12 protein-coding genes and 3 rRNA genes are annotated in these 26232 nt (G+C 70.4%); 14 read left to right on the plus strand and 1 reads right to left on the minus strand.

From position 1 onward, the window contains the following. The first annotated feature begins 96 nt into the window (after window positions 1–96). From OH807_RS31765 to ddaH, 6 genes are all read left to right on the plus strand, one after another. Complete coding sequence (locus OH807_RS31765) at window positions 97–1665, plus strand: MFS transporter (protein WP_406205867.1); 1569 nt, start codon at window positions 97–99, stop codon at window positions 1663–1665. 434 nt (window positions 1666–2099) lie between these two features. After that, window positions 2100–3980: a non-ribosomal peptide synthetase gene (locus OH807_RS31770; protein ID WP_406205870.1), complete on the plus strand. Its 1881-nt coding sequence runs from the start codon at window positions 2100–2102 to the stop codon at window positions 3978–3980. 22 nt (window positions 3981–4002) lie between these two features. Beyond that, entirely contained in the window at window positions 4003–7101 is a 3099-nt protein-coding gene (locus tag OH807_RS31775; RefSeq protein ID WP_406205872.1) for a type I polyketide synthase, read from the plus strand. A 40-nt stretch (window positions 7102–7141) separates the two neighbouring features. Beyond that, entirely contained in the window at window positions 7142–7345 is a 204-nt protein-coding gene (locus OH807_RS31780; RefSeq protein ID WP_406205875.1) for an MbtH family protein, read from the plus strand. Next, window positions 7342–8115, plus strand: coding sequence for a thioesterase II family protein (locus OH807_RS31785; RefSeq protein WP_406205878.1), 774 nt, complete (start codon window positions 7342–7344; stop codon window positions 8113–8115). The genes OH807_RS31780 and OH807_RS31785 overlap by 4 nt, the downstream gene beginning before the upstream one ends. Before the next feature lie 157 nt (window positions 8116–8272). Beyond that, the gene (gene ddaH / locus OH807_RS31790; protein WP_406205881.1) at window positions 8273–9127 is read left to right on the plus strand and encodes a dimethylargininase; all 855 of its coding nucleotides are present in this window, start codon (window positions 8273–8275) and stop codon (window positions 9125–9127) included. Window positions 9128–9264: 137 nt separating this feature from the next. Here the strand turns inward: ddaH and OH807_RS31795 are convergent, their stop codons facing one another. Continuing rightward, window positions 9265–9687, minus strand: a complete 423-nt coding sequence (locus OH807_RS31795; RefSeq protein WP_406205884.1) for a cobalamin B12-binding domain-containing protein — start codon at window positions 9685–9687, stop codon at window positions 9265–9267. A gap of 304 nt (window positions 9688–9991) precedes the next feature. Here OH807_RS31795 and OH807_RS31800 point away from each other — a divergent pair, with 304 nt between their 5' ends. The 8 genes from OH807_RS31800 to OH807_RS31835 all read left to right on the plus strand — a co-directional run bounded on the left by OH807_RS31800 (window position 9992) and on the right by OH807_RS31835 (window position 26045). Then, a complete protein-coding gene (locus OH807_RS31800) occupies window positions 9992–11452 on the plus strand; it encodes a methylmalonyl-CoA mutase family protein (protein ID WP_406205887.1) in 1461 nt (486 codons plus the stop codon). A gap of 689 nt (window positions 11453–12141) precedes the next feature. Continuing rightward, a 16S ribosomal RNA gene (locus OH807_RS31805) occupies window positions 12142–13665 on the plus strand. Window positions 13666–13949: 284 nt separating this feature from the next. Then, window positions 13950–17070, plus strand: a 23S ribosomal RNA gene (locus OH807_RS31810). An 85-nt stretch (window positions 17071–17155) separates the two neighbouring features. Further along, window positions 17156–17272 (plus strand): 5S ribosomal RNA (gene rrf, locus OH807_RS31815). Together the 16S, 23S and 5S rRNA genes form the textbook arrangement of a ribosomal RNA operon. A gap of 372 nt (window positions 17273–17644) precedes the next feature. Further along, window positions 17645–19087 (plus strand): glyceraldehyde-3-phosphate dehydrogenase, encoded by a 1443-nt coding sequence (locus tag OH807_RS31820; RefSeq protein WP_406205890.1) that lies wholly within the window; start codon window positions 17645–17647, stop codon window positions 19085–19087. Between the two features lie 206 nt (window positions 19088–19293). After that, the gene (locus tag OH807_RS31825; RefSeq protein ID WP_406205893.1) at window positions 19294–20958 is read left to right on the plus strand and encodes a peptide-N4-asparagine amidase; all 1665 of its coding nucleotides are present in this window, start codon (window positions 19294–19296) and stop codon (window positions 20956–20958) included. 373 nt (window positions 20959–21331) lie between these two features. Further along, window positions 21332–22939 carry a glycosyltransferase family 2 protein gene (locus tag OH807_RS31830; protein ID WP_406205895.1) on the plus strand — a complete coding sequence of 536 codons (1608 nt, stop codon included), beginning with the start codon at window positions 21332–21334 and terminating at the stop codon, window positions 22937–22939. 103 nt (window positions 22940–23042) lie between these two features. Then, window positions 23043–26045 (plus strand): acyltransferase family protein, encoded by a 3003-nt coding sequence (locus OH807_RS31835; RefSeq protein ID WP_406205897.1) that lies wholly within the window; start codon window positions 23043–23045, stop codon window positions 26043–26045. The last annotated feature ends 187 nt before the right edge of the window (window positions 26046–26232 follow it).

Here is a 26232-nt window from a genome sequence, read left to right on the forward strand (position 1 = left end):
ACGTCTTGACGGGGGCCTTTGCAAAGCTACACACTTTGCAAAGCTGATTCTCAAGCCTTTCGCAGCGGCACGGCCGCTGCCCATCAGGGAGTCCCCATGCCCGCCGTCGAATCCGGCACCGCGGCCGTCAAGCCGTCCCCCCCGCTCTCCGCACGACTGGCCCTCTTCGGAGCCGCCTTCCTCGCCATGCTCGACCTGTCGATCAGCATGGTCGCGCTCCCCGCCCTCCAGGACAGCCTGAAGGCGTCGCTCTCCGGCCTCCAGTGGACGGTCGACGCCTACACGCTCTGCTTCGCGGGCCTGCTCCTGGTCGGCGGCCTGATCTCCGACCGGCTCGGGCACCGGACGGCGCTCCTGCTCAGCGTCTCGCTCTTCGTGGTCGGCTCCGCCGTCTGCACCGTCGCCCCGAACCTGGCCGCGCTGATCGCCGGCCGCGCCGTCCAGGGCTCCGCCGCGGCCGTCCTCGTCCCCGGGTGCATGGCGCTGATCGCCCACCTCTTCCCGGAGCCCGCCGAACGGGTGAAGATGCTCGGCATCTGGAGCGCCCTCTCCGGCATAGCGATCGCCCTCGGCCCGGTGATCGGCGGCACGCTCGTCGACGTCGCGGGCTGGCGGACCATCTTCGGCATCAACCTGCCGCTCGGCGCGATCGTCCTGTTCTGCGCCTGGAAGGCCATCCCCGCCACCCAGGCCCAGCGCGGCCGCCGCCTCGACGTGGCCGGGGTCGTCCTCGGCATCGTCTGGGCCTTCTCGCTGGCCTTCGCCGTCATCGAGGGCGGCTCGCGCGGCTGGACGTCGCCGCTGATCATCGGCGCCTTCGTGCTCGCCGCCGTCGGCCTGGCCGCGTTCCTGGTGGTCGAGAGCCGCGCCGAGCACGCGATGCTGCCGCTCTCGCTGTTCCGCTCCCGCGTCTTCGCCACGGCGGGCGGCACCGCCTTCGTGCTCGGCTGCTCGCTCTCCACGGCCTTCTACTTCCTGTCGCTCTACCTGCAGCAGGCGCTCGACTACTCGCCGATGAAGGCCGGCCTGGGCTTCCTCCCGGCGGCCGTCGCGATGGCCCTGGCGGCCCGTTACGCCGCCAGGCTCGCCGCGAAGTTCAAGCCCCGCACGATCACCGTCACCGGCGTCGGCACCGGCACGCTGGGCCTGCTGGCCCTGGCCTTCACCGGCACCGACACGCCGTTCGTGGTCGTCGGCGTGGCCCTGGTGCTGATCGGCGCCGGCCTCGGCATCGCGATCCCGCACAACAACAGCACCGCCCTGGGCTCCGTCCCGCCCACCTCGGCCGGCGCGGCCTCCGGCACCATCCAGACGCTGATGCAGTTCGGCACCGTCGTCGGCATCGCCGTCCTCGGCGCCGTCCAGGCGGCCGGGTTCCACGACGCGCTCCGGGAGCGGCTGAGCGGCTTCGGCCTGGACGCCGAGGCGGCCCAGCGGGCCGTCGACGAGATCTCCGAGGGCACGATCCCCGCGCTCGGCTCCATCCAGCCCAAGGACCTCTCCGAGGCGGTCGCCGAGACCTTCGCGCGCGGCCTGCAGCACTCCTGGGCCGTCGCCGCCGCCATCGCGGCCATCGGCGCGCTCACCGTCCTGCTGCTGCGCCCCGCCCCGGCCCCCGCGCCGGTGGCCCCGGTCGAGCCGGCCAAGGCCGGCGCCGCCTCCTAGGCGCACCGGGCACCACCTCGTACCGACCGCAGGACCCCGTGCCACCCGTGCAGGACCCCGTGCCACCCGTGCAGGACCCCGTGCCACCCGTGCAGGACCCCCGCGGCACCCCGTGGCACCCCGCACCACACCCGTACCCCCCGGCCGCAGCCTTCCGGCAGCGGCCGGGGCCCGCCTCCCCGCCCTCGCGCACCCCCGGCGCGAGTGCGGGGAGGTGTTTTTTCCGGGAAAGCGTTGACGGTGCAGGTCAGCTGTGATCAGTGCCACTTCCCACGTTGCCGAACCGTCGCTATATTTGAATTCGGATACCAGTTCATGGAATCCGGCAGGGAAATTCGAAAATCTCAATCGATGATTAGTGGACTCGATTCGGGAGAAGTGGGGGGACTGTGGCCGACGTACATCCGACCGGGCTCCGGGACGGGTCTGCTCCCGTGCACCGCAGGGTCGAGTACTGGGCAGCCCGGACGCCCGGCGCCACCGCGGTGCGCCAGGGCGGACGGGTCGTCACCTACCGCGAGCTCAATGAACGCGCCAACCGGCTGGCCGGATCGCTGCTGGCCCGGGGGGCCGGTCCAGAAATCATCGTCGGCGTCTGCCTGCCCCGCGGCCCGGAGCTGGCCGTCGCCGCGCTCGCCGTCCTGAAGACCGGCGCGGCCTACCTCCCGCTGGACCCGGAGCACCTGTCGCACCGCTCGGTCCGCGCGCTCAATGCCGCCGATTCGCCGCTGGTGCTGACCGTGGCGGAATTCTCGGCAGGCCTGTCGGAAGCCCGCGCCGAGGTGGTCGACATCCTCGCCGCGGACGTGTCCGAGTACTCCGCTGAGAATCCCGGACGGGAATCCCGGCCGGGCGATCTGGCCTATGTCGTATTCACCTCCGGCTCGACCGGCGAGCCCAAGGGCGTGCTGGTCGAGCACGCCTCGCTCGGCAACCTGGTGGCCTGGGACCAGCAGGCCGCCGGGCTCGGCCCGGACGAGCGCTGCACGCTGATCGCCTCGCCCGGCTTCGACGCCTCGGTCTGGGAGCTGTGGCCGCCGCTGGCCTCCGGCGCCTCCCTCGCGGTGCCCGACCGCGAGACGCTGCTGCTGCCCGCCCGCCTGCGGGACTGGCTGCTGAGCGAGCGGATCACCGTGAGCTTCCTGCCCACCCCGCTCGCCGAGCGGCTGCTCGGCCTGGACTGGCCGGCCGACGGGACGGCGCTGCGGGTGCTGCGCACCGGCGGCGACCGCCTCCACCTGCGGCCGGCCCCCGGGCTGCCGTTCCGGCTGGTCAACAACTACGGCCCGTCGGAGAACACCGTGGTCGCCACGGCCGGCACCGTCCTGCCGGGCGGCCCGGCCGGGGAACTGCCCTCGATCGGCCACCCGGTGGCCGGCACCGAGCTCAGGATCCTGGACGACGCGCTGGAGCCCGTCGCCGACGGCACCGTCGGGCAGATCCTGCTCGGCGGCCCCGGGCTCGCCCGCGGCTACCTGGGGCGCCCCGACCTCACCGCGGACCGCTTCGTGCCGGACCCGCACGCGGCGGTCCCGGGCGCCCGGCTCTACCGCACCGGTGACCTCGGCCGCCGGCTCCCGGACGGCAGCGTCGAGTTCGCCGGCCGTGACGACGACCAGGTGAAGATCCGCGGCCGCCGGATCGAGCCCGGTGAGGTCACCGGCGTGCTGCTCGGGCTGCCCGGCGTGACCGCCGCGCACGTCGGGGTGCACACACCGCGGCCGTCCGCCGACCCGGAACTGGTCGCCTACGTGGTGCCCGCCGACGGGGCGGGCGACGCCGCCGCGCTCCGGGTGCTGCTGGCCGCCGCGCTGCCCGACTACCTGATGCCGCGCCACCTCGTCCTGCTGGACGCGCTGCCGCTCAACGCCAGCGGCAAGGTCGACCGCCGGGCGCTGCCCCCGGTCGAGCGGCCGGCCCCCGCCCGGGCGCCGGCCGGCGGACCGCCCGGCACCGAGCTCGAACGCCGGATCGTCGCGATCTGGCAGGAGCTCCTGCAGCTCGACGCGGTCGGCCCGGACGACGGCTTCTTCGACCTCGGCGGCCACTCGCTGCTGCTGGCCGAGGTGCACACCCGGCTCGCCGCCGAGCACGGGCCGGAGCTGCCGCTCGTCGCTCTCTTCGAGCACCCCACACCCCGCACCCTCGCCGCGTACCTCTCCGGCCGTACGCACGGCGACGCCGCACCCCCGCCGCCGACCGCCGCCGACCCCGCGGGTGCCGCCGGCGAGTCGAGGCTCGGCGGCCGGTCCCGACTGCGCAGTGCCGCGCAGGCCCGGCGGCGCAGTCTGGCCGAAGCCCCGATGGAGCAGTGACGCAGTGAGGGAGAACGACAGCATGACCGAACCGACCCTGGACGAGGACAGCCCGTTCCTCGCCGTCGTCGGCATGGCCGGCCGGTTCCCGGGCGCGGCCGACGTCGACGAGTTCTGGGCCAACCTGTGCAACGGGGTGGAGTCGATCACCCGCCTCGACCGGGGCGGGAACGGCGGCCCGGACGCAGGCCCGGACAGCGGTCCCGGCGGCAGTCCCGGCGGCGCCGGCGGCTACGTCCCGGCCTACGGACTGCTGGACGACGCGGACGCGTTCGATCCGGAGTTCTTCGGCCTCTCCCAGCGGGAGGCCCTGATCACCGACCCGCAGCACCGGCTCTTCCTCGAATGCGTCCACCAGGCGCTGGAGAACGCGGGCTACGACCCCGCGACCCACCCGGGCGAGATCGGCCTGTTCGCCGGCGGCAGCACCACCCGGTACCAGGCCGCCCTGGAGGCGCAGCGCGACGCCCTGCCCTTCCTGGACGACTGGCAGATCCGGCTGGCCACCGCGCCCGACTTCCTGGCCACCCGGGTCGCCCACAAGCTGCGGCTGCGCGGCCCCGTCGCGACGGTGCAGAGCGCCTGCTCGACCTCGATGGTCGCGATCCACCTGGCCGCCCAGGCACTGCTGGCGGGCGAATGCACGATGGCCCTGGCCGGCGGCGCCACCGTCCACCCGCAGGCCCCGCGCGGCTCGTACGCCGAGGGCGGCATCGTCACCGGCGACGGCAAGGTCCGGGCCTTCGACGCCCGCGGCGCCGGCACCGTCGGGGCCAGTGCGGTGGGCGTGGTGGTGCTCAAGACGCTGGGCGACGCGCTCGCCGACGGCGACCACATCCACGCGGTGCTGCGCGGCACCGCCGTCAACAACGACGGCGGCGACAAGATCGGGTTCACCGCGCCGAGCGTGGACGGCCAGGCCAAGGCGATCCGCGCCGCCCACGTGGTGGCGGAGGTCGATCCGGCCACCATCACCTACGTCGAGGCGCACGGCACCGGGACGCCGCTCGGTGACCCGATCGAGGTCGCCGCGCTGACCAAGGCGTTCCGCGCCGGCGGCGCCCAGGGCCACGCCTTCTGCGCCCTGGGCTCGGTCAAGACCAACATCGGCCACGCCGACGCCGCGGCCGGGGTCACCGGCTTCATCAAGGCCGTCCTCTGCGTGGAGCACGGCATCCTGCCGCCCAGCCTCAACTTCGACGAGCCCAACCCGGCGATCGACTGGGCGCGGAGCCCGTTCCACGTGGTGACCGAGCGGACGCCGTGGCGGCCCGCCGGCCTGCCGCGCCGGGCCGGCGTCAGCGCCCTCGGGCTCGGCGGCACCAACGTGCACGCCGTCCTGGAGGAGCCGCCGGCCCGCCCGGCGCGGGCGGCCGACGGGCACCCGCAGCTCCTCCCGCTCTCCGCCCGCACCGACGCCGCGCTGGACGCCGCGACCGGGCGCCTCGCCGACCGCCTCGCCGGCAGCCCGGAGCTGCCGCTCGGTGACGTCGCCCGCACGCTGCAGAGCGGCCGCACCGCGCACCGGGTGCGGCGGTTCGCCGTGGCCCGGGACACCGCGGACGCGGCACGGATCCTGGCCGGCGGGGAGCCGGGCGCCCTGCTGACCGGCACCGCCGGCACCGGGCCGGCCGCCCCGGTCTTCCTCTTCCCCGGCCAGGGCAGCCAGCACGTCGGCATGGCGCGCGAACTCTACGCCCGCGAGCCGGAGTTCCGCCGTCAGCTGGACGAGTGCGCCGCGCTGGCCGCCCCCGGGCTCGGGCTCGACCTGCGGGACGTCTTCTTCCCCGAGGAGCGCGGGACGGACCCGGCCGTGGCGGAGCGGCAGCTGGGCACGATCCGGGTCAGCCAGCCGGCGATGTTCGTGGTCGAGTACGCGCTGGCCGCGCTCTGGCGCTCCTGGGGCGTCCGCCCCGCCGCCGTGGTCGGCCACAGCCTCGGCGCCTGGGCCGCCGCCTGCCTGGCGGGGGTCTTCACGCTGCCGGACGCCGTCCGCCTGGTGGTCGAGCGGGGCCGGCTGATGCAGAGCCTGCCCAAGGGCACCATGCTGGCCCTCGAACTGCCGGAGGCCGAGGCCCTCGCGCTGCTGCCGGAGGGCCTCTCGGTCGCGGCGGTCAACGGGCCGGGCCGGTGCACCGTCTCCGGGCGGGCCGAACTGGTCGAGCGCTTCGCGGTGGACCTCAAGGAGCAGGGCGTCGAGGCGCGTCTGCTGCACATCGCGACCGCCGGCCACTCGCCGCTGGTGGAGCCGATCATGGCCGAGTTCGAGGCCGCGGTGGCCGCCGTGCCCCGGCAGCGGCCCACGATCCCGGTGCTCTCCGACACCACCGGCGGGTGGGCCGGCGACGAGCTCACCGATCCGGCGTACTGGTCCGCGCACCTGCGGCAGCCGGTCCGCTTCGGCCAGGCGCTGACCACGCTCCTCGACGATCCGGACCGGATCCTCCTGGAGGTCGGACCGGGCCGCACCCTGGCCTCGCTGGCCCGCCAGCACCCGGCCCTCGGCCCCGGCCACCGCGTGGTGCAGTCGCTGCCGCACCCCAACGACGAGGCCTCCGACCACGCGGCGGTGCTCACCGCGGCCGGCCGGCTCTGGCTGGCGGGCGTCGAGGTTGGCTGGTCCCGGCTGCGCCGGGCGGGTGCGCACCGCCGGGTCGCGCTCCCCGGCTACCCGTTCGAGCGGCGGCGCTTCCTGGTGGAGCCGGCCGGGCCGGTGCGCGCGCAGGCCCCCGGCGCCGTCCACCTCGGAGCACCCGGGCCGGCCGCGCAGGACGCGGTAGCGGCACCGGCTGCGTCCACGGCTGGGGCTCCGTCCACGGCCGGGACTGCCTCTGAGCCCGGGGCCGCGGCGCCGGCCGGAGCACCGGCTGCGGCCGGGCCGGCCCCGGCGGACGGCGGGCCGCGGGAGCGGATCGCCGGCGCGTTCGCCGACATCCTGGGGCTGTCCGTCATCGACAGCCACGAGAACTTCTTCGACCTGGGCGGCGACTCCCTGATCGCCACCCGGCTCGCCGCCTGGGTGCGGGAGCAGTTCGCCGTCGAGTTCTCCGTCCGGGACGTCTTCCTGGCGCCCACCGTCGCCGGCCTGACCGCCGTCGTCGAGGAGCGCCTTGCCGGCTGAACCGAGGCCCCACCCCGCCCACTCACCGATGGGAAGACCCATGTTCGACGACGACCCCGGCCGCCGGTACCGGGTGGTACGCAACGCCGAGGAGCAGTACTCGCTCTGGCCGGACGGGCGGAGCCTGCCCGCCGGCTGGGCGGCCGCCGGCCCCGAGGGCAGCAGGGCCGAGTGTCTCGCCGCGGTCGACGCACTCTGGACCGACCTGCGCCCGCTGAGCCGGCGGGAGGTGGCGGCCCGATGACGCGCCCCGCCGAATCGGCCCCGCGCCGCGCCGGTTCGCCCTGGCTGATCGCGCGCAAGCGGATCGAGGGCACCCCGGCCCGGCTGTACTTCTTCCCGCACAGCGGCGGCTCGCCGGGCGAGTACCTCCGGTGGGCGGAGCAGCTGCCGGAGGTCGAGATCTGGGGCGTCCAGGCCCCGGGCCGCGGATCGCGGATCGTCGAGGAGCCGCTGACCGGGATGGCCGAGCTGGTCGAAGGCCTGGTCTCCGCCGCCGAGTTCGGCGAGCCCGCGGTGTTCTTCGGGCACAGCCTGGGCGCCCTGGTGGCCTTCGAGACCGCCCGGGCACTGCGCGCGGCCGGTCTGCCCGGCCCGTCCGCCCTCGTGGTGTCGGCCTGTCCGGCCCCCGACCGCCGGCGCGCCCGCACCACGGTGCACGACCTGCCGGACGACGAGCTGCTGGCCGTCGTCCACGAGCGCTACGGCGGCCTGCCGCCGGAGATCACCGCGGATCCGGCGCTGCTGGAGCTGATCATGCCCTACTACCGGGCCGACTTCACCGTCTACGAGACCTACCGGTACGAACCGGGGGAGCCGCTCGACGTGCCGCTGCACGTCGTCGGCGGCGAGCAGGACATCCCCGCCGACCTGCTGGCGGCCTGGGCCGGCCACACCACCGGGGAGTCGTCGCTGACCCTCCTCCCCGGCGGGCACTTCTACTTCCGCGACCCGGCCCAGCACGCCCGGCTGGTCCGGCTGCTGACCGAGGTCACCGCCGCCGCGCGGAACTGACGGCGCCTCCGGCGCGACCGGCGCCGGGGCGGATCCACCGACACCTCCCGGCCGGGCGACGGCACCACCGCCGCCCGGCCGGCCCCCGGGCTGCCCGGACAGCCGCGTACCCGCGCTGTGCCGGGCCCACATCCCACTCACGAACAGAGGAACTGCCATGCCCCTCACCGATGTCATCGGCGGCCCGCGTCCGGGCACCCCGGCCCGCCGGGCCACCCCGCGCCGCCTGCTGATGTGCCGTCCGCAGCACTTCGACGTGAGCTACCGGATCAATCCGTGGATGCACCCGGAGAAGCCGGTCGACACCGACCTCGCCGTGCTCCAGTGGGAGCAGCTGGCGGAGCAGTACCGCTCGCTCGGCCACACCGTCGAGCTGATCGACCCGGTCGAGGGCCTGCCGGACATGGTGTTCGCCGCCAACGGCGCGACCGTGGTGGACGGCAAGGTGCTCGCGGCCCGGTTCCGGCACGCGCAGCGGACCGCCGAGGGCCCGGCCTACCTGGACTGGTTCGTCCGCAACGGCTACCAGGACGTGCTGTGGCCGGAGTTCATCAACGAGGGCGAGGGCGACTACCTCCAGGTCGGCCGCCGGATCCTGGCCGGCACCGGCTTCCGGACGGACCAGCGCTCGCACGCCGAGGCGCAGGAGTTCTTCGGCCGCCCGGTGACCAGCCTGACGCTGGTCAACCCGAACCACTACCACCTGGACACCGCGCTCGCGGTGCTCTCGCCGGACGAGATCATGTACTGGCCGGCCGCGTTCACGCCCGGCAGCCGGGCCGTGCTGCGCGAGATGTTCCCCGACGCCGTCCTGGCCTCCGACGAGGACGCCGCGGTGTTCGGCCTGAACGCCTTCTCGGACGGTCTGAACGTCCTGCTGCCGTCGGCCGCCACCGGGCTGATCGCGGCGCTCCGGGAGCGCGGCTTCAACCCGATCGGGACGGAGCTGGGCGAGCTGCTCAAGGCCGGCGGCAGCGTCAAGTGCTGCACCCTGGAGCTGGGCGACGCCTGACCCCGGCACCGACCCCGAAGAGCCCCCCGCCGACGGCGGGGGGCTCTTCGCGTGTCCGGGTCCCCGGCGGCCTCGGTGTCCTGGGCGGCCGAGGTGGCTGGGCCGGACCGGGGTGGCCGGGGGTGGCCGGTGCGGGGTCAGCCCGCGCCGGCGAGGTGCTCCCGGGCCCACTCGACCATCGAGGGCAGCGGGGTGCCGGGGCCGAAGATCTCGGCCACGCCCAGCTCCTTGAGCAGCGGGACGTCGTCCTCCGGGATGATCCCGCCGCCGAACACCACGATGTCCTCGGCCTGCTTCTCCCGGAGGAGTTCGAGGACGCGGGTGAACAGCGGCAGGTGGGCGCCGGACAGGATGGACAGGCCGATGCCGTTGGCGTCCTCCTGGATCGCCGCGTCCACGATCGACTCGGGGGTCTGCTGGAGGCCGGTGTAGATGACCTCCATGCCGGCGTCCCGCAGGGCGCGGGCGATGACCTTCGCCCCGCGGTCGTGGCCGTCCAGGCCGGGCTTGCCGATCACGACGCGGATCGGCTCGCTGGGGACAGGGGTGTGCGTGGTCATGGTGCCTCCGGGATCCGTATACCGTGATCAAGCTTGACCGGATCCGATCGACATCCGCCACGGGCGGCCGGTGGATTCGCAGCAGATGTCGCAATGGCCCGGAATGGTTTCCCGTCGCATTCCTGCCTTGCGCCGAGGCGACGTCCCCTCCCGGTGATCACCGGCGCCCGGCCGGGGGATGGTGGGCAGGCGACACCATTCCGTCGCGCCCCGGCTCAACCCGCTGTGCCATTGACTGGCTCAAGTGACCGACCGCAGAAGGTTGTTGTCCGGAACATCCGAGCGGTCCAGCGAAGGAGCAACCATGGGCGTGCCGGGTCGGTACCCGTTCGATGCCGGGATCCACCCGACCGGCTACACCACCAAGGTGTGGACGATGCGCCAGCTCGCCGGGCTGCGCAGCGCGACGACGACCAACGAGCGGTTCAAGTACCTGCTCGGGCTCGGCGAGACCGGTCTGTCGCTCGCCTTCGACCTGCCCACCCAGCTCGGGCTCGACCCGGACGACCCCCGCGCCTTCGGCGAGGTCGGCCGCACCGGCGTCTCCATCGCCACGGTCGACGACCTGGCCGAGGTCTTCCGCGACATCCCGCTCGACCAGGTCTCCGTCTCGATGACCATCAACGCGACCGCGCCGATGCTGCTCGCCATGTGGGTGGTGGCGGCCGAGGAGTCCGGAGTCGACCCGGCGAAGCTCCGCGGCACGCTGCAGAACGAGATGCTGAAGGAGTTCCTCGCCCGCAAGGCGTTCGTCTTCGACATCGACACCAGCATGCGTTACTCCCTGGACGTGCTGGAGCACTGCATCCACCACCTGCCGGGGGTCAACGGGGTCTCGTTGTCCGGCGGGCACGCCCGGGAGGCCGGCGCCAACCGCAGCCTCGAAGTGGCCTGCGGCATCGCCGACGCGGAGACGTACCTGGAGGGCATGATGGCCCGCGGCCTCTCCGCCGACGCGGTGGCCCGGCGCTTCAGCTTCATCTTCGGCGCCCACATGGAGCTCCTCGCCGAGGCCGCGAAGTACCGCGTCGCGCGGTCCGTGTACGCGCGCCGGCTGAAGGAGCGCTACGGCGCCACCGACGAGCGGGCGATGCGCATGCGTATCCAGGTCAACACCTTCGGCTCGGCGCTCGCCCAGCAGGAGCCGCTGAACAATGTCGTCCGGGCCACCCTCCAGGCGCTGGCCGCGGTGCTCGGCGGAGTCCAGTCACTGCACGTGTGCAGCTTCGACGAGGCGCACCAGACCCCCGGCGAGCTCGGCGCCCGGATCGCCCTGCGGACCCACCAGATCCTCGCCCACGAGACGGACGTCGCCCGTCACGTCGACCCGCTCGGCGGCTCGGCGGTGATCGAGCAGATCACCGCCGAGCTCACCGCGGAGGTCGAGGACTGGCTGCAGCGGATCGAGGACCACGGCGGCATGCTCGGCTGCATCCGCAGCGGATGGCTGGAGGGCGAGGTCGAGGAGCTCGCCTACCGGGACGGCGGCCCCAGCGTCGGCGTCACCGACGAGCTCCGCTCGGACCTCGAACGGGAGATCCTGCGCCGGGAGCGCCACGAGGCGCCGCAGGCCGTCGAGCGGACCACCGAGCGCCGCGAGTGCGGCGCCGAACTGGCCCGGCTCCGGGAGGCCGCCCTGAGCGGAGCCAACGTCCTGCCGGCCCTGATCGACGCGGCCCGCGCCCGCGCCACCATCGGCGAGATGCGCGAGGCCATGACCCCCGAGGACTCCCTCCCGGCCGCGGCCGGCACCGGCACCGTCTGACCGGCGCGGTCGGTGGGCCTGCTGCGATTCGCTGGGCCCGTCCGGCGGCAGGCCCCACGACCGCAGCGGCCGCCGCCGGTGGAGGCGGGCCGGGATTTGCCTCTGGCCCCCGGGCGACCTACTGTTTCCTAGTCGCTCGGCAGGGAGCACCGGACACGCATCGGCGCGGACGGTCCCGGAGCGGCCAATCCCTCGAAACACCACTGCCCGGTTCGGGCCGTGTCGCGTTCTGCCTTTTCGGCGTCGCGGCTCGGGTCCTGTTCGGCATGCGCGTTTATATGGATTGCGGTCGGATTCGCCTTGCGGGGCGGGGATCGGCTAGAGTTTGAAATGTCGGACGGGGCATCAAGCCGCAGAAGACAGCAGCGAGTTGGATGAGCGAAGCGCCGGAAACGGCACGGAAAACATCTGATAAGCTGGAAACACGAAAGAACGAAGCGCCCGGAGGGCCGGTGTGAAAGCCGCCTGAAGGAAGTGTCCGTTCCTTGAGAACTCAACAGCGTGCCAAAAGTCAACGCCAGATATGTTGAAATCCCCGGCCTCGATCACTTGATCGGGGTTGGAGATTCCTTTTGAAGTAAAACACTAGCGAGGACGCAGTGCGCGGGGCCGCCCTATTCCGGTGGTTGCCGTGCCGCTCGACGCGAGTGCAGCTCGACCGCTTTTCATTAAGCACTGTCGAGAAGACATTCACGGAGAGTTTGATCCTGGCTCAGGACGAACGCTGGCGGCGTGCTTAACACATGCAAGTCGAACGGTGAAGCCCTTCGGGGTGGATCAGTGGCGAACGGGTGAGTAACACGTGGGCAATCTGCCCTGCACTCTGGGACAAGCCCTGGAAACGGGGTCTAATACCGGATATGACCACGGTCCGCATGGACTGTGGTGTAAAGCTCCGGCGGTGCAGGATGAGCCCGCGGCCTATCAGCTTGTTGGTGGGGTAATGGCCTACCAAGGCGACGACGGGTAGCCGGCCTGAGAGGGCGACCGGCCACACTGGGACTGAGACACGGCCCAGACTCCTACGGGAGGCAGCAGTGGGGAATATTGCACAATGGGCGAAAGCCTGATGCAGCGACGCCGCGTGAGGGATGACGGCCTTCGGGTTGTAAACCTCTTTCAGCAGGGAAGAAGCGCAAGTGACGGTACCTGCAGAAGAAGCACCGGCTAACTACGTGCCAGCAGCCGCGGTAATACGTAGGGTGCGAGCGTTGTCCGGAATTATTGGGCGTAAAGAGCTCGTAGGCGGCCTGTCGCGTCGGATGTGAAAGCCCGGGGCTTAACCCCGGGTCTGCATTCGATACGGGCAGGCTAGAGTGTGGTAGGGGAGATCGGAATTCCTGGTGTAGCGGTGAAATGCGCAGATATCAGGAGGAACACCGGTGGCGAAGGCGGATCTCTGGGCCATTACTGACGCTGAGGAGCGAAAGCGTGGGGAGCGAACAGGATTAGATACCCTGGTAGTCCACGCCGTAAACGTTGGGAACTAGGTGTTGGCGACATTCCACGTCGTCGGTGCCGCAGCTAACGCATTAAGTTCCCCGCCTGGGGAGTACGGCCGCAAGGCTAAAACTCAAAGGAATTGACGGGGGCCCGCACAAGCAGCGGAGCATGTGGCTTAATTCGACGCAACGCGAAGAACCTTACCAAGGCTTGACATATGCCGGAAACGGCCAGAGATGGTCGCCCCCTTGTGGTCGGTATACAGGTGGTGCATGGTTGTCGTCAGCTCGTGTCGTGAGATGTTGGGTTAAGTCCCGCAACGAGCGCAACCCTTGTTCTGTGTTGCCAGCATGCCTTTCGGGGTGATGGGGACTCACAGGAGACTGCCGGGGTCAACTCGGAGGAAGGTGGGGACGACGTCAAATCATCATGCCCCTTATGTCTTGGGCTGCACACGTGCTACAATGGTCGGTACAAAGGGCTGCGATGCCGCGAGGCGGAGCGAATCCCAAAAAGCCGGCCTCAGTTCGGATTGGGGTCTGCAACTCGACCCCATGAAGTTGGAGTTGCTAGTAATCGCAGATCAGCATGCTGCGGTGAATACGTTCCCGGGCCTTGTACACACCGCCCGTCACGTCACGAAAGTCGGTAACACCCGAAGCCGGTGGCCTAACCCGTAAGGGGAGGAGCCGTCGAAGGTGGGACCAGCGATTGGGACGAAGTCGTAACAAGGTAGCCGTACCGGAAGGTGCGGCTGGATCACCTCCTTTCTAAGGAGCACATGGCCGCTTGCAGGCGAATGTTCTGCACGGTCGCTCATGGGTGGAACGTTGACTATTCGGCACAGGAAGAGATCGGGTCACAAGTACTGCCTTCGGGCGTGGAACGTGGGTTCGGGATTGACTGTGTCGGGCACGTTGTTGGGTCCTGAGGGAACGGCCGTATGGTCGTTGCTTCAGTGATGCCGGTCTCACTTGAGGCAGCCCGTTCGGGGTTGTTGATGGTGGGTGACTGGTCGTTGTTTGAGAACTGCACAGTGGACGCGAGCATCTGTGGCCAAGTTTTTAAGGGCGCACGGTGGATGCCTTGGCACCAGGAACCGATGAAGGACGTGGGAGGCCACGATAGTCCCCGGGGAGCCGTCAACCAGGCTTTGATCCGGGGGTTTCCGAATGGGGAAACCCGGCAGTCGTCATGGGCTGTCACCCATACCTGAACACATAGGGTATGTGGAGGGAACGCGGGGAAGTGAAACATCTCAGTACCCGCAGGAAGAGAAAACAACCGTGATTCCGGGAGTAGTGGCGAGCGAAACCGGATGAGGCTAAACCATCAGCGTGTGAGACCCGGCAGGGGTTGCGCTGGTGGGGTCGTGGGATTTTTCTTGATCGGTCTGCCGGCCGGTCGACGAGTCAGAAACCGTATGGGTAGTCGAAGGACATGCGAAAGGTCCGGCGTAGAGGGTAAGACCCCCGTAGACGAAATCTGTACGGCTCGTTTGAAGAACTCCCAAGTAGCACGGGGCCCGAGAAATCCCGTGTGAATCTGGCGGGACCACCCGCTAAGCCTAAATATTCCCTGGTGACCGATAGCGGATAGTACCGTGAGGGAATGGTGAAAAGTACCGCGGGAGCGGAGTGAAATAGTACCTGAAACCGTGTGCCTACAAGCCGTGGGAGCGTCGGACATGCAGCTTGCTGTGTGTCTCGTGACTGCGTGCCTTTTGAAGAATGAGCCTGCGAGTTTGCGGTGTGTAGCGAGGTTAACCCGTGTGGGGTAGCCGTAGCGAAAGCGAGTCCGAATAGGGCGTTTCAGTTGCATGCCCAAGACCCGAAGCGGAGTGATCTAGCCATGGGCAGGTTGAAGCGGAGGTAAGACTTCGTGGAGGACCGAACCCACCAGGGTTGAAAACCTGGGGGATGACCTGTGGTTAGGGGTGAAAGGCCAATCAAACTCCGTGATAGCTGGTTCTCCCCGAAATGCATTTAGGTGCAGCGTCACGTGTTTCTTGCCGGAGGTAGAGCACTGGATAGGCGATGGGCCTCACCGGGTTACTGACCTTAGCCAAACTCCGAATGCCGGTAAGTGAGAGCGTGGCAGTGAGACTGTGGGGGATAAGCTCCATGGTCGAGAGGGAAACAGCCCAGAACACCGACTAAGGTCCCTAAGCGTGTGCTAAGTGGGAAAGGATGTGGAGTCGCAGAGACAACCAGGAGGTTGGCTTAGAAGCAGCCACCCTTGAAAGAGTGCGTAATAGCTCACTGGTCAAGTGATTCCGCGCCGACAATGTAGCGGGGCTCAAGCACATCACCGAAGTCGTGTCATTGCAGCATATAGGGCCAACGCCTGCTGTGATGGGTAGGGGAGCGTCGTGTGCCGGGTGAAGCGGCGGTGGAAACCAGTCGTGGACGGTACACGAGTGAGAATGCAGGCATGAGTAGCGATACAAGAGTGAGAAACTCTTGCGCCGATTGACCAAGGGTTCCTGGGTCAAGCTGATCTGCCCAGGGTAAGTCGGGACCTAAGGCGAGGCCGACAGGCGTAGTCGATGGACAACGGGTTGATATTCCCGTACCCGCTTTGAAGCGCCAACGCTGAACCAGGTGATGCTAAGGCCGTGAAGCCGGCCCGGAGTCTTCGGACAAAGGGACGTGGTGGAGCCGCCGGACCAAGTCTGTATTAGGTGAGCGATGGGGTGACGCAGGAAGGTAGTCCAGCCCGGGCGGTGGTTGTCCCGGGGTAAGGGTGTAGGGCGTTGTGTAGGCAAATCCGCACAACAATAGCCTGAGACCTGATGCCGAGCCGATTGTGGTGAAGTGGATGATCCTATGCTGTCGAGAAAAGCCTCTAGCGAGTTTCATGGCGGCCCGTACCCCAAACCGACTCAGGTGGTCAGGTAGAGAATACCGAGGCGTTCGGGTGAACTATGGTTAAGGAACTCGGCAAAATGCCCCCGTAACTTCGGGAGAAGGGGGCCATTCCTGGTGACGAGTCTTGCACTCCGAGCTGGGGGTGGCCGCAGAGACCAGCGAGAAGCGACTGTTTACTAAAAACACAGGTCCGTGCGAAGCCGTAAGGCGATGTATACGGACTGACGCCTGCCCGGTGCTGGAACGTTAAGGGGACCGGTTAGCTCTGATTCGTCGGGGCGAAGCTGAGAACTTAAGCGCCAGTAAACGGCGGTGGTAACTATAACCATCCTAAGGTAGCGAAATTCCTTGTCGGGTAAGTTCCGACCTGCACGAATGGCGTAACGACTTCTCGACTGTCTCAACCATAGGCCCGGTGAAATTGCATTACGAGTAAAGATGCTCGTTTCGCGCAGCAGGACGGAAAGACCCCGGGACCTTTACTATAGCTTGATATTGGTGTTCGGTTCGGCTTGTGTAGGATAGGTGGGAGACTTTGAAGCAGCAACGCCAGTTGTTGTGGAGTCGTCGTTGAAATACCACTCTGGTCGTGCTGGATGTCTAACCTGGGTCCGTGATCCGGATCAGGGACAGTGTCTGGTGGGTAGTTTAACTGGGGCGGTTGCCTCCTAAAGAGTAACGGAGGCGCCCAAAGGTTCCCTCAGCCTGGTTGGCAATCAGGTGTTGAGTGTAAGTGCACAAGGGAGCTTGACTGTGAGACTGACGGGTCGAGCAGGGACGAAAGTCGGGACTAGTGATCCGGCGGTGGCTTGTGGAAGCGCCGTCGCTCAACGGATAAAAGGTACCCCGGGGATAACAGGCTGATCTTCCCCAAGAGTCCATATCGACGGGATGGTTTGGCACCTCGATGTCGGCTCGTCGCATCCTGGGGCTGGAGTAGGTCCCAAGGGTTGGGCTGTTCGCCCATTAAAGCGGTACGCGAGCTGGGTTTAGAACGTCGTGAGACAGTTCGGTCCCTATCCGCTGTGCGCGTAGGAGTGTTGAGAAGGGCTGTCCCTAGTACGAGAGGACCGGGACGGACGAACCTCTGGTGTGCCAGTTGTCCTGCCAAGGGCATGGCTGGTTGGCTACGTTCGGGAGGGATAACCGCTGAAAGCATCTAAGCGGGAAGCCTGCTTCGAGATGAGCACTCCCACCTCCTTGAGAGGGTAAGGCTCCCAGTAGACGACTGGGTTGATAGGCCGGATATGGAAGCCCTGTAAGGGGTGGAGTTGACCGGTACTAATAGGCCGAGGGCTTGTCCTCAGTTGCTCGCGTCCACTGTGTTGTTCTGAAACAACGACCCCCATGACATGGCCTGTCGTGGGTGCGGTGATAAGTTTCATAGTGTTTCGGTGGTCATAGCGTGAGGGAAACGCCCGGTTACATTCCGAACCCGGAAGCTAAGCCTCACAGCGCCGATGGTACTGCAGGGGGGACCCTGTGGGAGAGTAGGACGCCGCCGAACAATCATTCCAGAAAGACCCCCTCCGGATTCCGGAGGGGGTCTTTCTGCATGTACGGGGCTATTCGCTGCGTGCTCCGGTGCACACCGTCGCGGTCGGTGGCCGGCGGGAGCGCCGTGTCACGGCCCGCCGCGCCCGCGCCCGACTGGACGGCCTGCACGGTCTGCCTGCCCGCTCTGCCGTCGGCCGCAGAACCTTCGCGTTTCGGCCGGAGCTGCCTGATCGGCCGTCAAGCCGCCTTTCCCGTCGGCCGATTGGCCTTTCGCTGTGCGAGCGCCACCACGGGAAGCGGCTGCTCGGAGGGGGTCCGCCCGAGGAAGGGCCCGGGCTGAAGCTAGGATGATGCATACCCTCCTAGCTCGAAAGATGGACTTGTGACTGTCAACGACGACGTGTTCACGGACTGGAAGAACCGCGAGGAGATCGCGGAGTCGATGATTCCGATCATCGGCCGACTGCACCGGGAAAAGGACGTCACCGTCCTGCTGCACAGCCGCTCCCTGGTGAACAAGTCGGTGGTCAGCATTCTGAAGACCCACCGGTTCGCCCGCCAGATAGCCGGGGAGGAGCTCTCGGTCACCGAGACGCTGCCGTTCCTTCAGGCGCTCACCACGCTGGACCTCGGTCCCTCGCAGATCGACATCGGCATGCTCGCCGCCACCTACGGTGCGGACGACCACGGCCTGTCGGTCGAGGAGTTCACCGCCCGCGCGGTGGCCGGTGCCACGGGTGACGACAAGATCGAGCGCTCCGGCTCGCGCGACGTCGTGCTCTACGGCTTCGGCCGCATCGGCCGGCTCGTCGCCCGTCTGCTGATCGAGAAGGCCTCGGACAACGGCCTGCGGCTCCGGGCCATCGTGGTCCGCCAGGGTGGCGACCAGGACATCGTGAAGCGCGCCTCGCTGCTGCGTCGCGACTCCATCCACGGGCAGTTCCAGGGCACCATCACCGTCGACGAGGCGACCAGCACGATCGTCGCCAACGGCAACGCGATCAAGGTGATCTACGCCAACGACCCGTCCGAGGTCGACTACACGGCGTACGGCATCAAGGACGCCATCCTGATCGACAACACCGGGAAGTGGCGCGACCGCGAGGGTCTGTCGAAGCACCTCCGCCCGGGCATCGACAAGGTCGTCCTGACCGCCCCGGGCAAGGGCGACGTCCCGAACATCGTGCACGGCGTCAACCACGACACGATCAAGCCGGACGAGCAGATCCTGTCCTGCGCCTCCTGCACCACCAACGCGATCGTCCCGCCGCTGAAGGCGATGGACGACCAGTACGGTGTGCTGCGCGGTCACGTGGAGACGGTCCACTCGTTCACCAATGACCAGAACCTGCTGGACAACTACCACAAGGCCGACCGTCGCGGCCGCTCGGCGCCGCTGAACATGGTGATCACCGAGACCGGTGCCGCCTCGGCCGTCGCCAAGGCGCTGCCGGAGCTCAAGGCCAAGATCACCGGCAGCTCGATCCGCGTGCCGGTGCCGGACGTCTCGATCGCCATCCTGAACCTGCAGCTGGCCCGTGAGACCAACCGCGAGGACGTCCTGGAGTACCTCCGGGAGATCTCGCTGACCTCGCCGCTGCGGCGCCAGATCGACTTCACCACCGCCCCCGACGCGGTGTCGAACGACTTCATCGGCTCGCGCCACGCCTCGATCGTCGACGCCGGCGCCACCAAGGTCGAGGGCGACAACGCGATCCTCTACCTGTGGTACGACAACGAGTTCGGCTACTCCTGCCAGGTCATCCGGGTCGTCCAGCACGTCTCCGGCGTCGAGTACCCGACCTTCCCCGCCCCGGCGGTCTGATCGGCGAAGACTCCCCACCGCGGGGCGGCCACCGGTTCTCCGGTGGCCGCCCCGCGGGCGTTCCCGGGCGCGGGGTGCCCTTTCGGGCGGGGTGACCCGCGGGCTTTCCCGCAGACTCCCGCGGAACCCTGAATGCTCTCTTGACGGTGGCATGCCAGTGTCGGGAGGATGCCCGGGTTGTTCGACCGGGTGGAGGAGGGGACGCCGTGGCTGTCCGTACGCTGATTCGCCGGGCCGGCCGGGTGGCCGGGGCCCTGGTGCTGGTGCTGGCCGGGGCGGTGGCCGCGGCCGGGCCGGCGCAGGCCGACTTCGGGACCGACTATCACGACCCGGTCAGTGCGGCGAAGCCGCTGACCAGGCCGGACACCCCGGCGTGCACGGTGGAGGTGATGCACGACCGGGCGTTCCAGGACGGATACGGGAACCCGCCGGACACGCCGTACACGGCGACGGTCGCGCCGCCCGCCGGGTGTGCCGGGCCGTGGTCGGCGGTGGTGCTGGACCTGCACGGGCAGGTGGCCGGGCGGCAGTTCGACCGGCTGTTCGGGGTGCGGGTCGGCGGGGTGCAGGTGTTGCTCTCGTCCACGCCGGAGCCGTCCAAGGACGGCATCGAGTGGGCCGTCGAGCGGGACGTCACGCGGTACGCGCCGCTCTTCGCGGCCGGGCCGCAGCCGTTCTCCTTCGACCTCGCCAACGTCACGGACGCCACCTACACCGGGGTCTTCCGGATCTCGGCGAGCCTCACCTTCTACGCCACCTCGCCGCGTTGGCCGGCCGCCCGCACCGCGGACCAGGTGCTCACCACCGGGGCGTTCGGGCTGACCCAGGCCGCCCCGACGGCGGCGCGCGAACTCACCTTCCCGCCGAACCTGGAGCGGCTGACCGCCGAGGTGTACGCGCGGGGCGGGGGAGCGTGCGAGGAGTTCGCGTACGCCTCCGCGCCCGACGAGTTCGTGCGCGCCAATCCGGGGATCGGGGCCTGCGGGAAGGGGCCGTTCCGGGAGCTGCGGCTGAGCATCGACGGGCGGACGGCCGGCGCCGTCTGGCCGTACCCCGTGATCTACACCGGCGGCTGGGACCCACTGCTCTGGCGGCCCACCCCCGGCATCTTCGCCTTCGACCTGCCCGCCTACCGGATCGACCTCACCCCGTACGTCGGCCTGCTGCTGGACGGGCGCCCGCATGTGGTGGGGGTCACCGTCAACGCCGCCGAGGCGCAGGGCAACGACCTCTGGAGCGGGCAGGTCAACCTCTTCGCCGACGTGGACCACGGTGCCGCGCGTACCACCGGCCAGCTCACCGAGTACCGGGTCGCTCCGGAGGCCGCCGTCAGCACGGCGCTGACCGACCGGGGCGGGGGCAGTGGCGACTGGCGCGTCACCGCGGCTCGGCACGACCTGGCCCGCGGCTGGGTGCAGACCTCGCACGGGCGGGTCACCACCGAAGTCCGGGACGACCTGGCGTTCGGCTCGACCCAGCGACTGCGTGACAGCGGGAACGACCTGACGCTGCACAACCGCACCGACCTCACCCGGACCACCGCCACCCGGGGCGGAGGCCCGTACCGGACGAGCACCGTGCACGAGGGCGAGCCGCTGGACGTCAGCTACCTGGTGACGCGGGACGCAGCCGGCAACAGCGACCAGCGGACGGCGATGGACCTCGGCTACCACCGCGATGCCACCGCCACCGTCGGCGGCCGGACCACCGAGCGCTCCGGCGTCGACCACACCCTGCGCCCGACCGCGCACCGGCACGACGGCGACTCCACCGTCCGGACCGGCGGCTCGGTCGAGGACTACCGCAGCACGGGGCCGGACGGCCCGTACCACCGTGCCGTCACCACCGTCGACGGCTGGCCGGTGGGGTAGCAGCGACAGCCGGGACGAGAGCGGCGGGAAGTACCGGGCGTGGGGATGTTGGGCGGCTGTTAACCCCCGTGTGACCTGGTGCTTCCCGCTTCGGCCTGCCCGGACGGGTCGAATGATCACGGGGTGGTGGGCGGTCCGGGCAGAGCTGTTCCGAGGCGCGGACGGCTGTAACAAATGGTCTATACCAATGCGGTACTGTGGCGGCCGGAGCTGTCAGATCCACGGCTGTGGGGGCCACATGACTGTCCAACATCTCTCTCCTCCTGCGCATCGTTCGGAGTCTCCTTCGCATCGTCCGGACCCTTCGTCGCACCTTCCGCAACCTCCTTCCGACCAGGAGCTCTACTGGTACTTCGGACCGCAGCGGCGGTGGGTGCTCGTCGCCACCTCGCTCGCCTTCGTCCTCACCGCCGTCACGATGCTGACCTTCGCGCTGCGGACGCCGGCCCTCTGGGCCTTCCTCGCGGTGCTCGGGCTCAACGTCGTCGCCCTCGTCATCTCCTCCGTCAACAGCCTGCGCCAGCGCCGCCTGACCAGGCAGTCGCACGAAGTGCTGGTGCACGCCTGGAACCCCGGCGAGCTGCCGACCGTCGACCTCTACCTGCCGACCTGCGGTGAACCGCTCGACGTGCTGGAGAACGCCTACCGCGCGGTCGGCGCCCTCGACTGGCCCGGCGCGCTGACCGTCTGGGTGCTGGACGACGCCGACCGCGCCGAGGTCGCCGACCTGGCGGCCGCCCACGGGTACGCGTACGTGGTGCGCCCCGACCGGGGCCACCTCAAGAAGGCCGGCAACCTCAACCACGCGCTCACCGTCAGCCGGGCCGAGTACATCGCCATCCTGGACGCCGACTTCGCGCCCCGGCCGGACTTCCTGCGCCACCTCGTGCCGTACTTCGCCGACCCGCGGATCGGCATCGTGCAGAGCCCGCAGTGCTTCGACACCGACGAGACGATGAGCTGGATCCAGCGCGCCGCCGGCTCGGCGCAGGAGTGGTTCTTCCGCTGGATCCAGCCCTCCCGGGACGCCAGCGACGCCGCGATCTGCTGCGGCAGCAACGCCGTCTACCGGCGCACGGCCATCGACGCGGCCGGCGGCTTCGCCAAACTCGACCACAGCGAGGACCTGTTCACCGGGCTCGGCCTGTACGAGCAGGGGTACCGGACCCTCTACGTTCCGGTGCTGGTCGCCAAGGGCACCTCGCCCGACACCCTGGCCTCCTTCGTCAACCAGCAGTACCGCTGGGCGATGGGCAACCTGCACCTGCTCGGCTCGCCCGTGCTGAAGCGGATCGGCGCGCCCTGGCGGATGCGGCTCTGCTTCCAGGAGGGCATCGTCGGCTACCTGGCCGCGGTGGTGAACACCTTCGCCGCCCCGCTGCCGCCGCTGGTGATGATGTTCTGGTACCCGGACGAGATCCGGCCGTGGCACGTGCTGCCGCTGCTCGCGCCGCTCTGGCTCTGGCACGTGCTGCTGCCCCGGATCAGCCGGACCCGCTGGCGGATCGAGGTGATCCGCGCCAACGTCCTGATGAGCGTCGCCGCGGGCGCCGCCTTCTGGCACACCCTGCGCGGCCGCAGCGCCGCCTGGGTGCCCACCGGCGCGGGCCGGGCCAAGCCCGGCGGACTGGCCCGGCGGGTGGTGCTGTTCTCGCTCGGCTGGCTGATCGCCTCGCTCGGCGCCGCCACGGCCGGCCTCGCCCTCGCCGTCGCCCGCAACGGCTGGGAGCCCACCTGGGGCCTCGGCCTCTACGTCGCCGTCCAGGCCCAGATCGGCCTCCCGCTGATCCGGGACCTCGTGGGCGAGATCAGGGGGGACGCCCGAAGCAGTGCGTCCACCAGTGCGTCCACCACCGCGGTGAGCCGCGTCGGCATGCTCCCCCGGCGCTGGCCGGAAGGGCTGGCCGCCACCGCCCTGCTCGTGCTCACCGCCCTGCTCGCCTCCGGCTGGGTCCGCCCGATGCTGCCCTGGCTGGGTTGAAAGGTCGTCACCACCCATGGACACACCCGCGGTACCGGAAATCCGTCCGGACGCCTACACCATTCCCGGCCCGCCGCCCGGCGGCGCCGGAGCCCGGGGGCCCGTGCCCCGCAGTGCCGTCTCCCGCAGTGCCGCCTCCCGGGGTTCCGACTCCCCGGGCCCGGCGCCCCGGCCGGGGTTCCGGCCCGACATCGAGGGCCTGCGCGCGGTCGCCCTGCTCGCCGTCCTCGCCTTCCACGCCTCCGTCCCCGGCCTGGCCGGCGGCTTCGTCGGCGTGGACGTCTTCCTGGTCATCTCCGGCTACCTGATCACCGGCCTGCTGGTGCGCGAGGCCGTCACCACCGGCCGGATCCGGCTCGGTGAGTTCTTCTCCCGGCGGGCCCGGCGCCTGCTGCCCTCCGCCGCCGTCGTGCTCGGCGCGGTCGCGCTGATCGGTGCCTGGCTCACCGTCCCGCTCCGGCGCGCCGACCTGGAGCACGACGTCCTCGCGGCGGCGTTCTCCGTCGCCAACTGGCGCTTCGTCTCCCAGCAGACCGACTACCTGGCGGCCGGCCGGGACGAGAGCCCGCTGCTGCACTTCTGGTCGCTCGCCGTCGAGGAGCAGTTCTACCTCTTCTGGGGGCCGCTGCTCGCGCTCGCCTGCTACCTGGTGCTCCGGGTGGTCCGCAAGGGCCGTACCGACCGCCGGGGCCGGTCCGTCCGGCCCGTGGCGGCCCTGCTCGCCGCGGCCCTGACCGTCGGCTCGTTCGCGCTCTCGCTGCACTGGACGCACGACTCGGTCTCGCTCGCCTACCTCGGCACGCCGTCCCGCGTCTGGCAGTTCGGGGTCGGTGCGCTCCTCGCCCTGCTGCCCTGGCACCTGCTGCGCGGACCGCGGCCGCTGCGCCTGCTCGTCGGCTGGGGCGGCGCCCTCGCCGTGGTCGGCTGCGTGCTCGCGTACGACACCGGGACTCCGTACCCCGGCGTCGCGGCGCTCGTCCCGACGCTCGGCACCGCCGCCGTGATCCTGGCGGGCACCCCCGACCGGGCCGGTGCCACCGCGCCCCTCGGGGTGGACCGGGTGCTCGGCACCCGGGCGCCGCGCGCCCTCGGCCGGCTCTCCTACAACCTCTACCTCTGGCACTGGCCGGTGCTGGTCCTCGCCGGCGCAAAGCTCGGCACCCTCGACTGGCCCGTCAAGGTGGCGCTCACCGCGGCCGCGGCCCTGCCCGCCGCCGCCGTCATGCGCTGGGTCGAACGGCCGCTGCGCCGCAGCCGGACCGTCTCCGAACTCCCGCGCCGCGGGCTCTCGTTGGGGCTCGCCGCGGTGGTCCTCCCGGTGGTGCTCGCGCTGGTGGTCGGCACCGGTACGCTGCGCCTGCTCGGCCCGGCCGCGCCCGTCGACCTCCAGGGGCTGCCGCCCGGCTCGCCCGACGGCACCTCGCTGCTGGTCCGCACCGCCGGCCCGGTGAAGGGCGGCCCGATCGTCCCCGGTGCCGTCCAGGCCCGCCAGGACTTCCCGCCCGACGGCGAGTGCGAGGTCGCACCCGCCACCACCACCAGCCCGGCCTGCCTGTTCGGCGAGACCGGCAGCCCCGACCGGATCGTGCTGCTCGGCGACTCGCACGCCGGCCAGTGGTTCTCCCCGATGCTGGCCATCGCGGCCGAACGCCACTGGGCGCTGCAGGAGTTGGTCAAGCAGGGCTGCCCGCTGCCGGAAATCACCGTGGCCAACCCGCAGTTGGGCCGCACCTACCGCGAGTGCGACACCTGGCGGGCGGACAGCCTGGCCCGGATCCAGCAGGGCCCCAAGCCCCGCCTGATCGCCGTCTCCACCCTCAACCGCTACACCGATGACCGCGAACTCCTGCTCCAGGGATGGGAGAAGACCCTCGCACCGCTGCGCGCGCTCGGCGTGCCGATCGTCTACCTCCAGGACACGCCCGTCCCCGGCACGGACGTCCCCGCCTGCGTCTCCGGCCACACCGACGACCCGGCGGCCTGCGAGTTCGAGCGCGGCCGGGCCCTCTGGGCGGACCCGCTCGCCGAGGAGATCGCCGCCGGGCGCGTCCCCGGCGTCCAGTCGGTCTCCGTCAACCCGGTCGTCTGCCCCGGCAGCGGCCGCAGCTGCCCCGCCGTCCTGGAGCGCATCCTGCTCTACCGGGACGACGCCCACCTGACCAACGTGGCCGCCGTGGTGCTCACCCCGCGGCTGGACCGGCTGCTCACCGAGAGCGGCGCCGTTCCCGCCGTCGGTACCGCTCCCGGCGGTGCCCCGGCCACCGGCCGCCCCGGTGCCGACGGCTGGACCAGGCTGCTGCGCGACGACTTCGACGGCGCCGCCGGCAGCCGCCCCTCCGCCGCCACCTGGCAGTACGACCTGGGTACCTGCTACCCCGGCTGCCCGGCCCCGCAGTGGGGCACCGGCGAGGTCGAGACGATGACCGACTCCACCGACAACGTCCGCCTCGACGGCCGGGGCGCCCTGGAGATCGTCCCCACCCGGGCCGCCGACGGCCGGTGGTCCTCCGGGCGGATCGAGTCCCGCCGTGCCGACTTCACGCCCCCGCCCGGCGGCGTGCTGCGGATCGAGGCCTCGATCGCCCTGCCCGACGTCACCGGCCCTGCCGCCGCGGGCTACTGGCCGGCCTTCTGGACCCTCGGCGCCGACCTGCGCAACGGCTACACCGGCTGGCCCGCCATCGGCGAGCTCGACGTGATGGAGCAGGTCAACGGTCGCGACGCGGTCTTCGGCACCATGCACTGCGGCACCCTGGACGGCGGCCCCTGCCAGGAGCCGAAGGGCCTCGGCTCGGGTGAGCGGCCCTGCCCGGACTGCCGCAGCGGCTTCCACCGCTTCGCCGTGGAGGTCGACCTCACCCCCGGCGCCGAACAGGTCCGCTGGTACCTCGACGGCACCGAGTACCACCGGGTGACGGCCGCCCGCACGGACCGTGCGGCCTGGGACCGGGCCGTGAACCGCGGCCTGTTCCTCATCCTCAACGTGGCCGTCGGGGGCAACCTCCCCGCCGCCTTCGGCGGCACCCCCGGCCCGGCCACCGAGCCCGGCCACCCCATGCGGGTGGACTGGGTGGACGTCTCCGCACGCGGAGCCGCCCACCCCTGACCGGCGCTCCCGCCCGACGGGCCGCCCACCGCCGACCGGCGGGGGCGGCCCGTCGGGCTTTCCGGCATCCCCGCCCCGTCGGGCGTCCGCGGCCGGTCCCCGGTCCGGCGGTGGCTGCCCTGTGGGCGGTTCGGGTGACTCGTCGCGGTGTGTCCGGGACGCGCCCCCGCCCGGTGGCGGCGGGCCG

It is taken from the genome of Kitasatospora sp. NBC_01560, assembly GCF_045208415.1.
In the GTDB taxonomy this organism is placed as follows: domain Bacteria; phylum Actinomycetota; class Actinomycetes; order Streptomycetales; family Streptomycetaceae; genus Kitasatospora.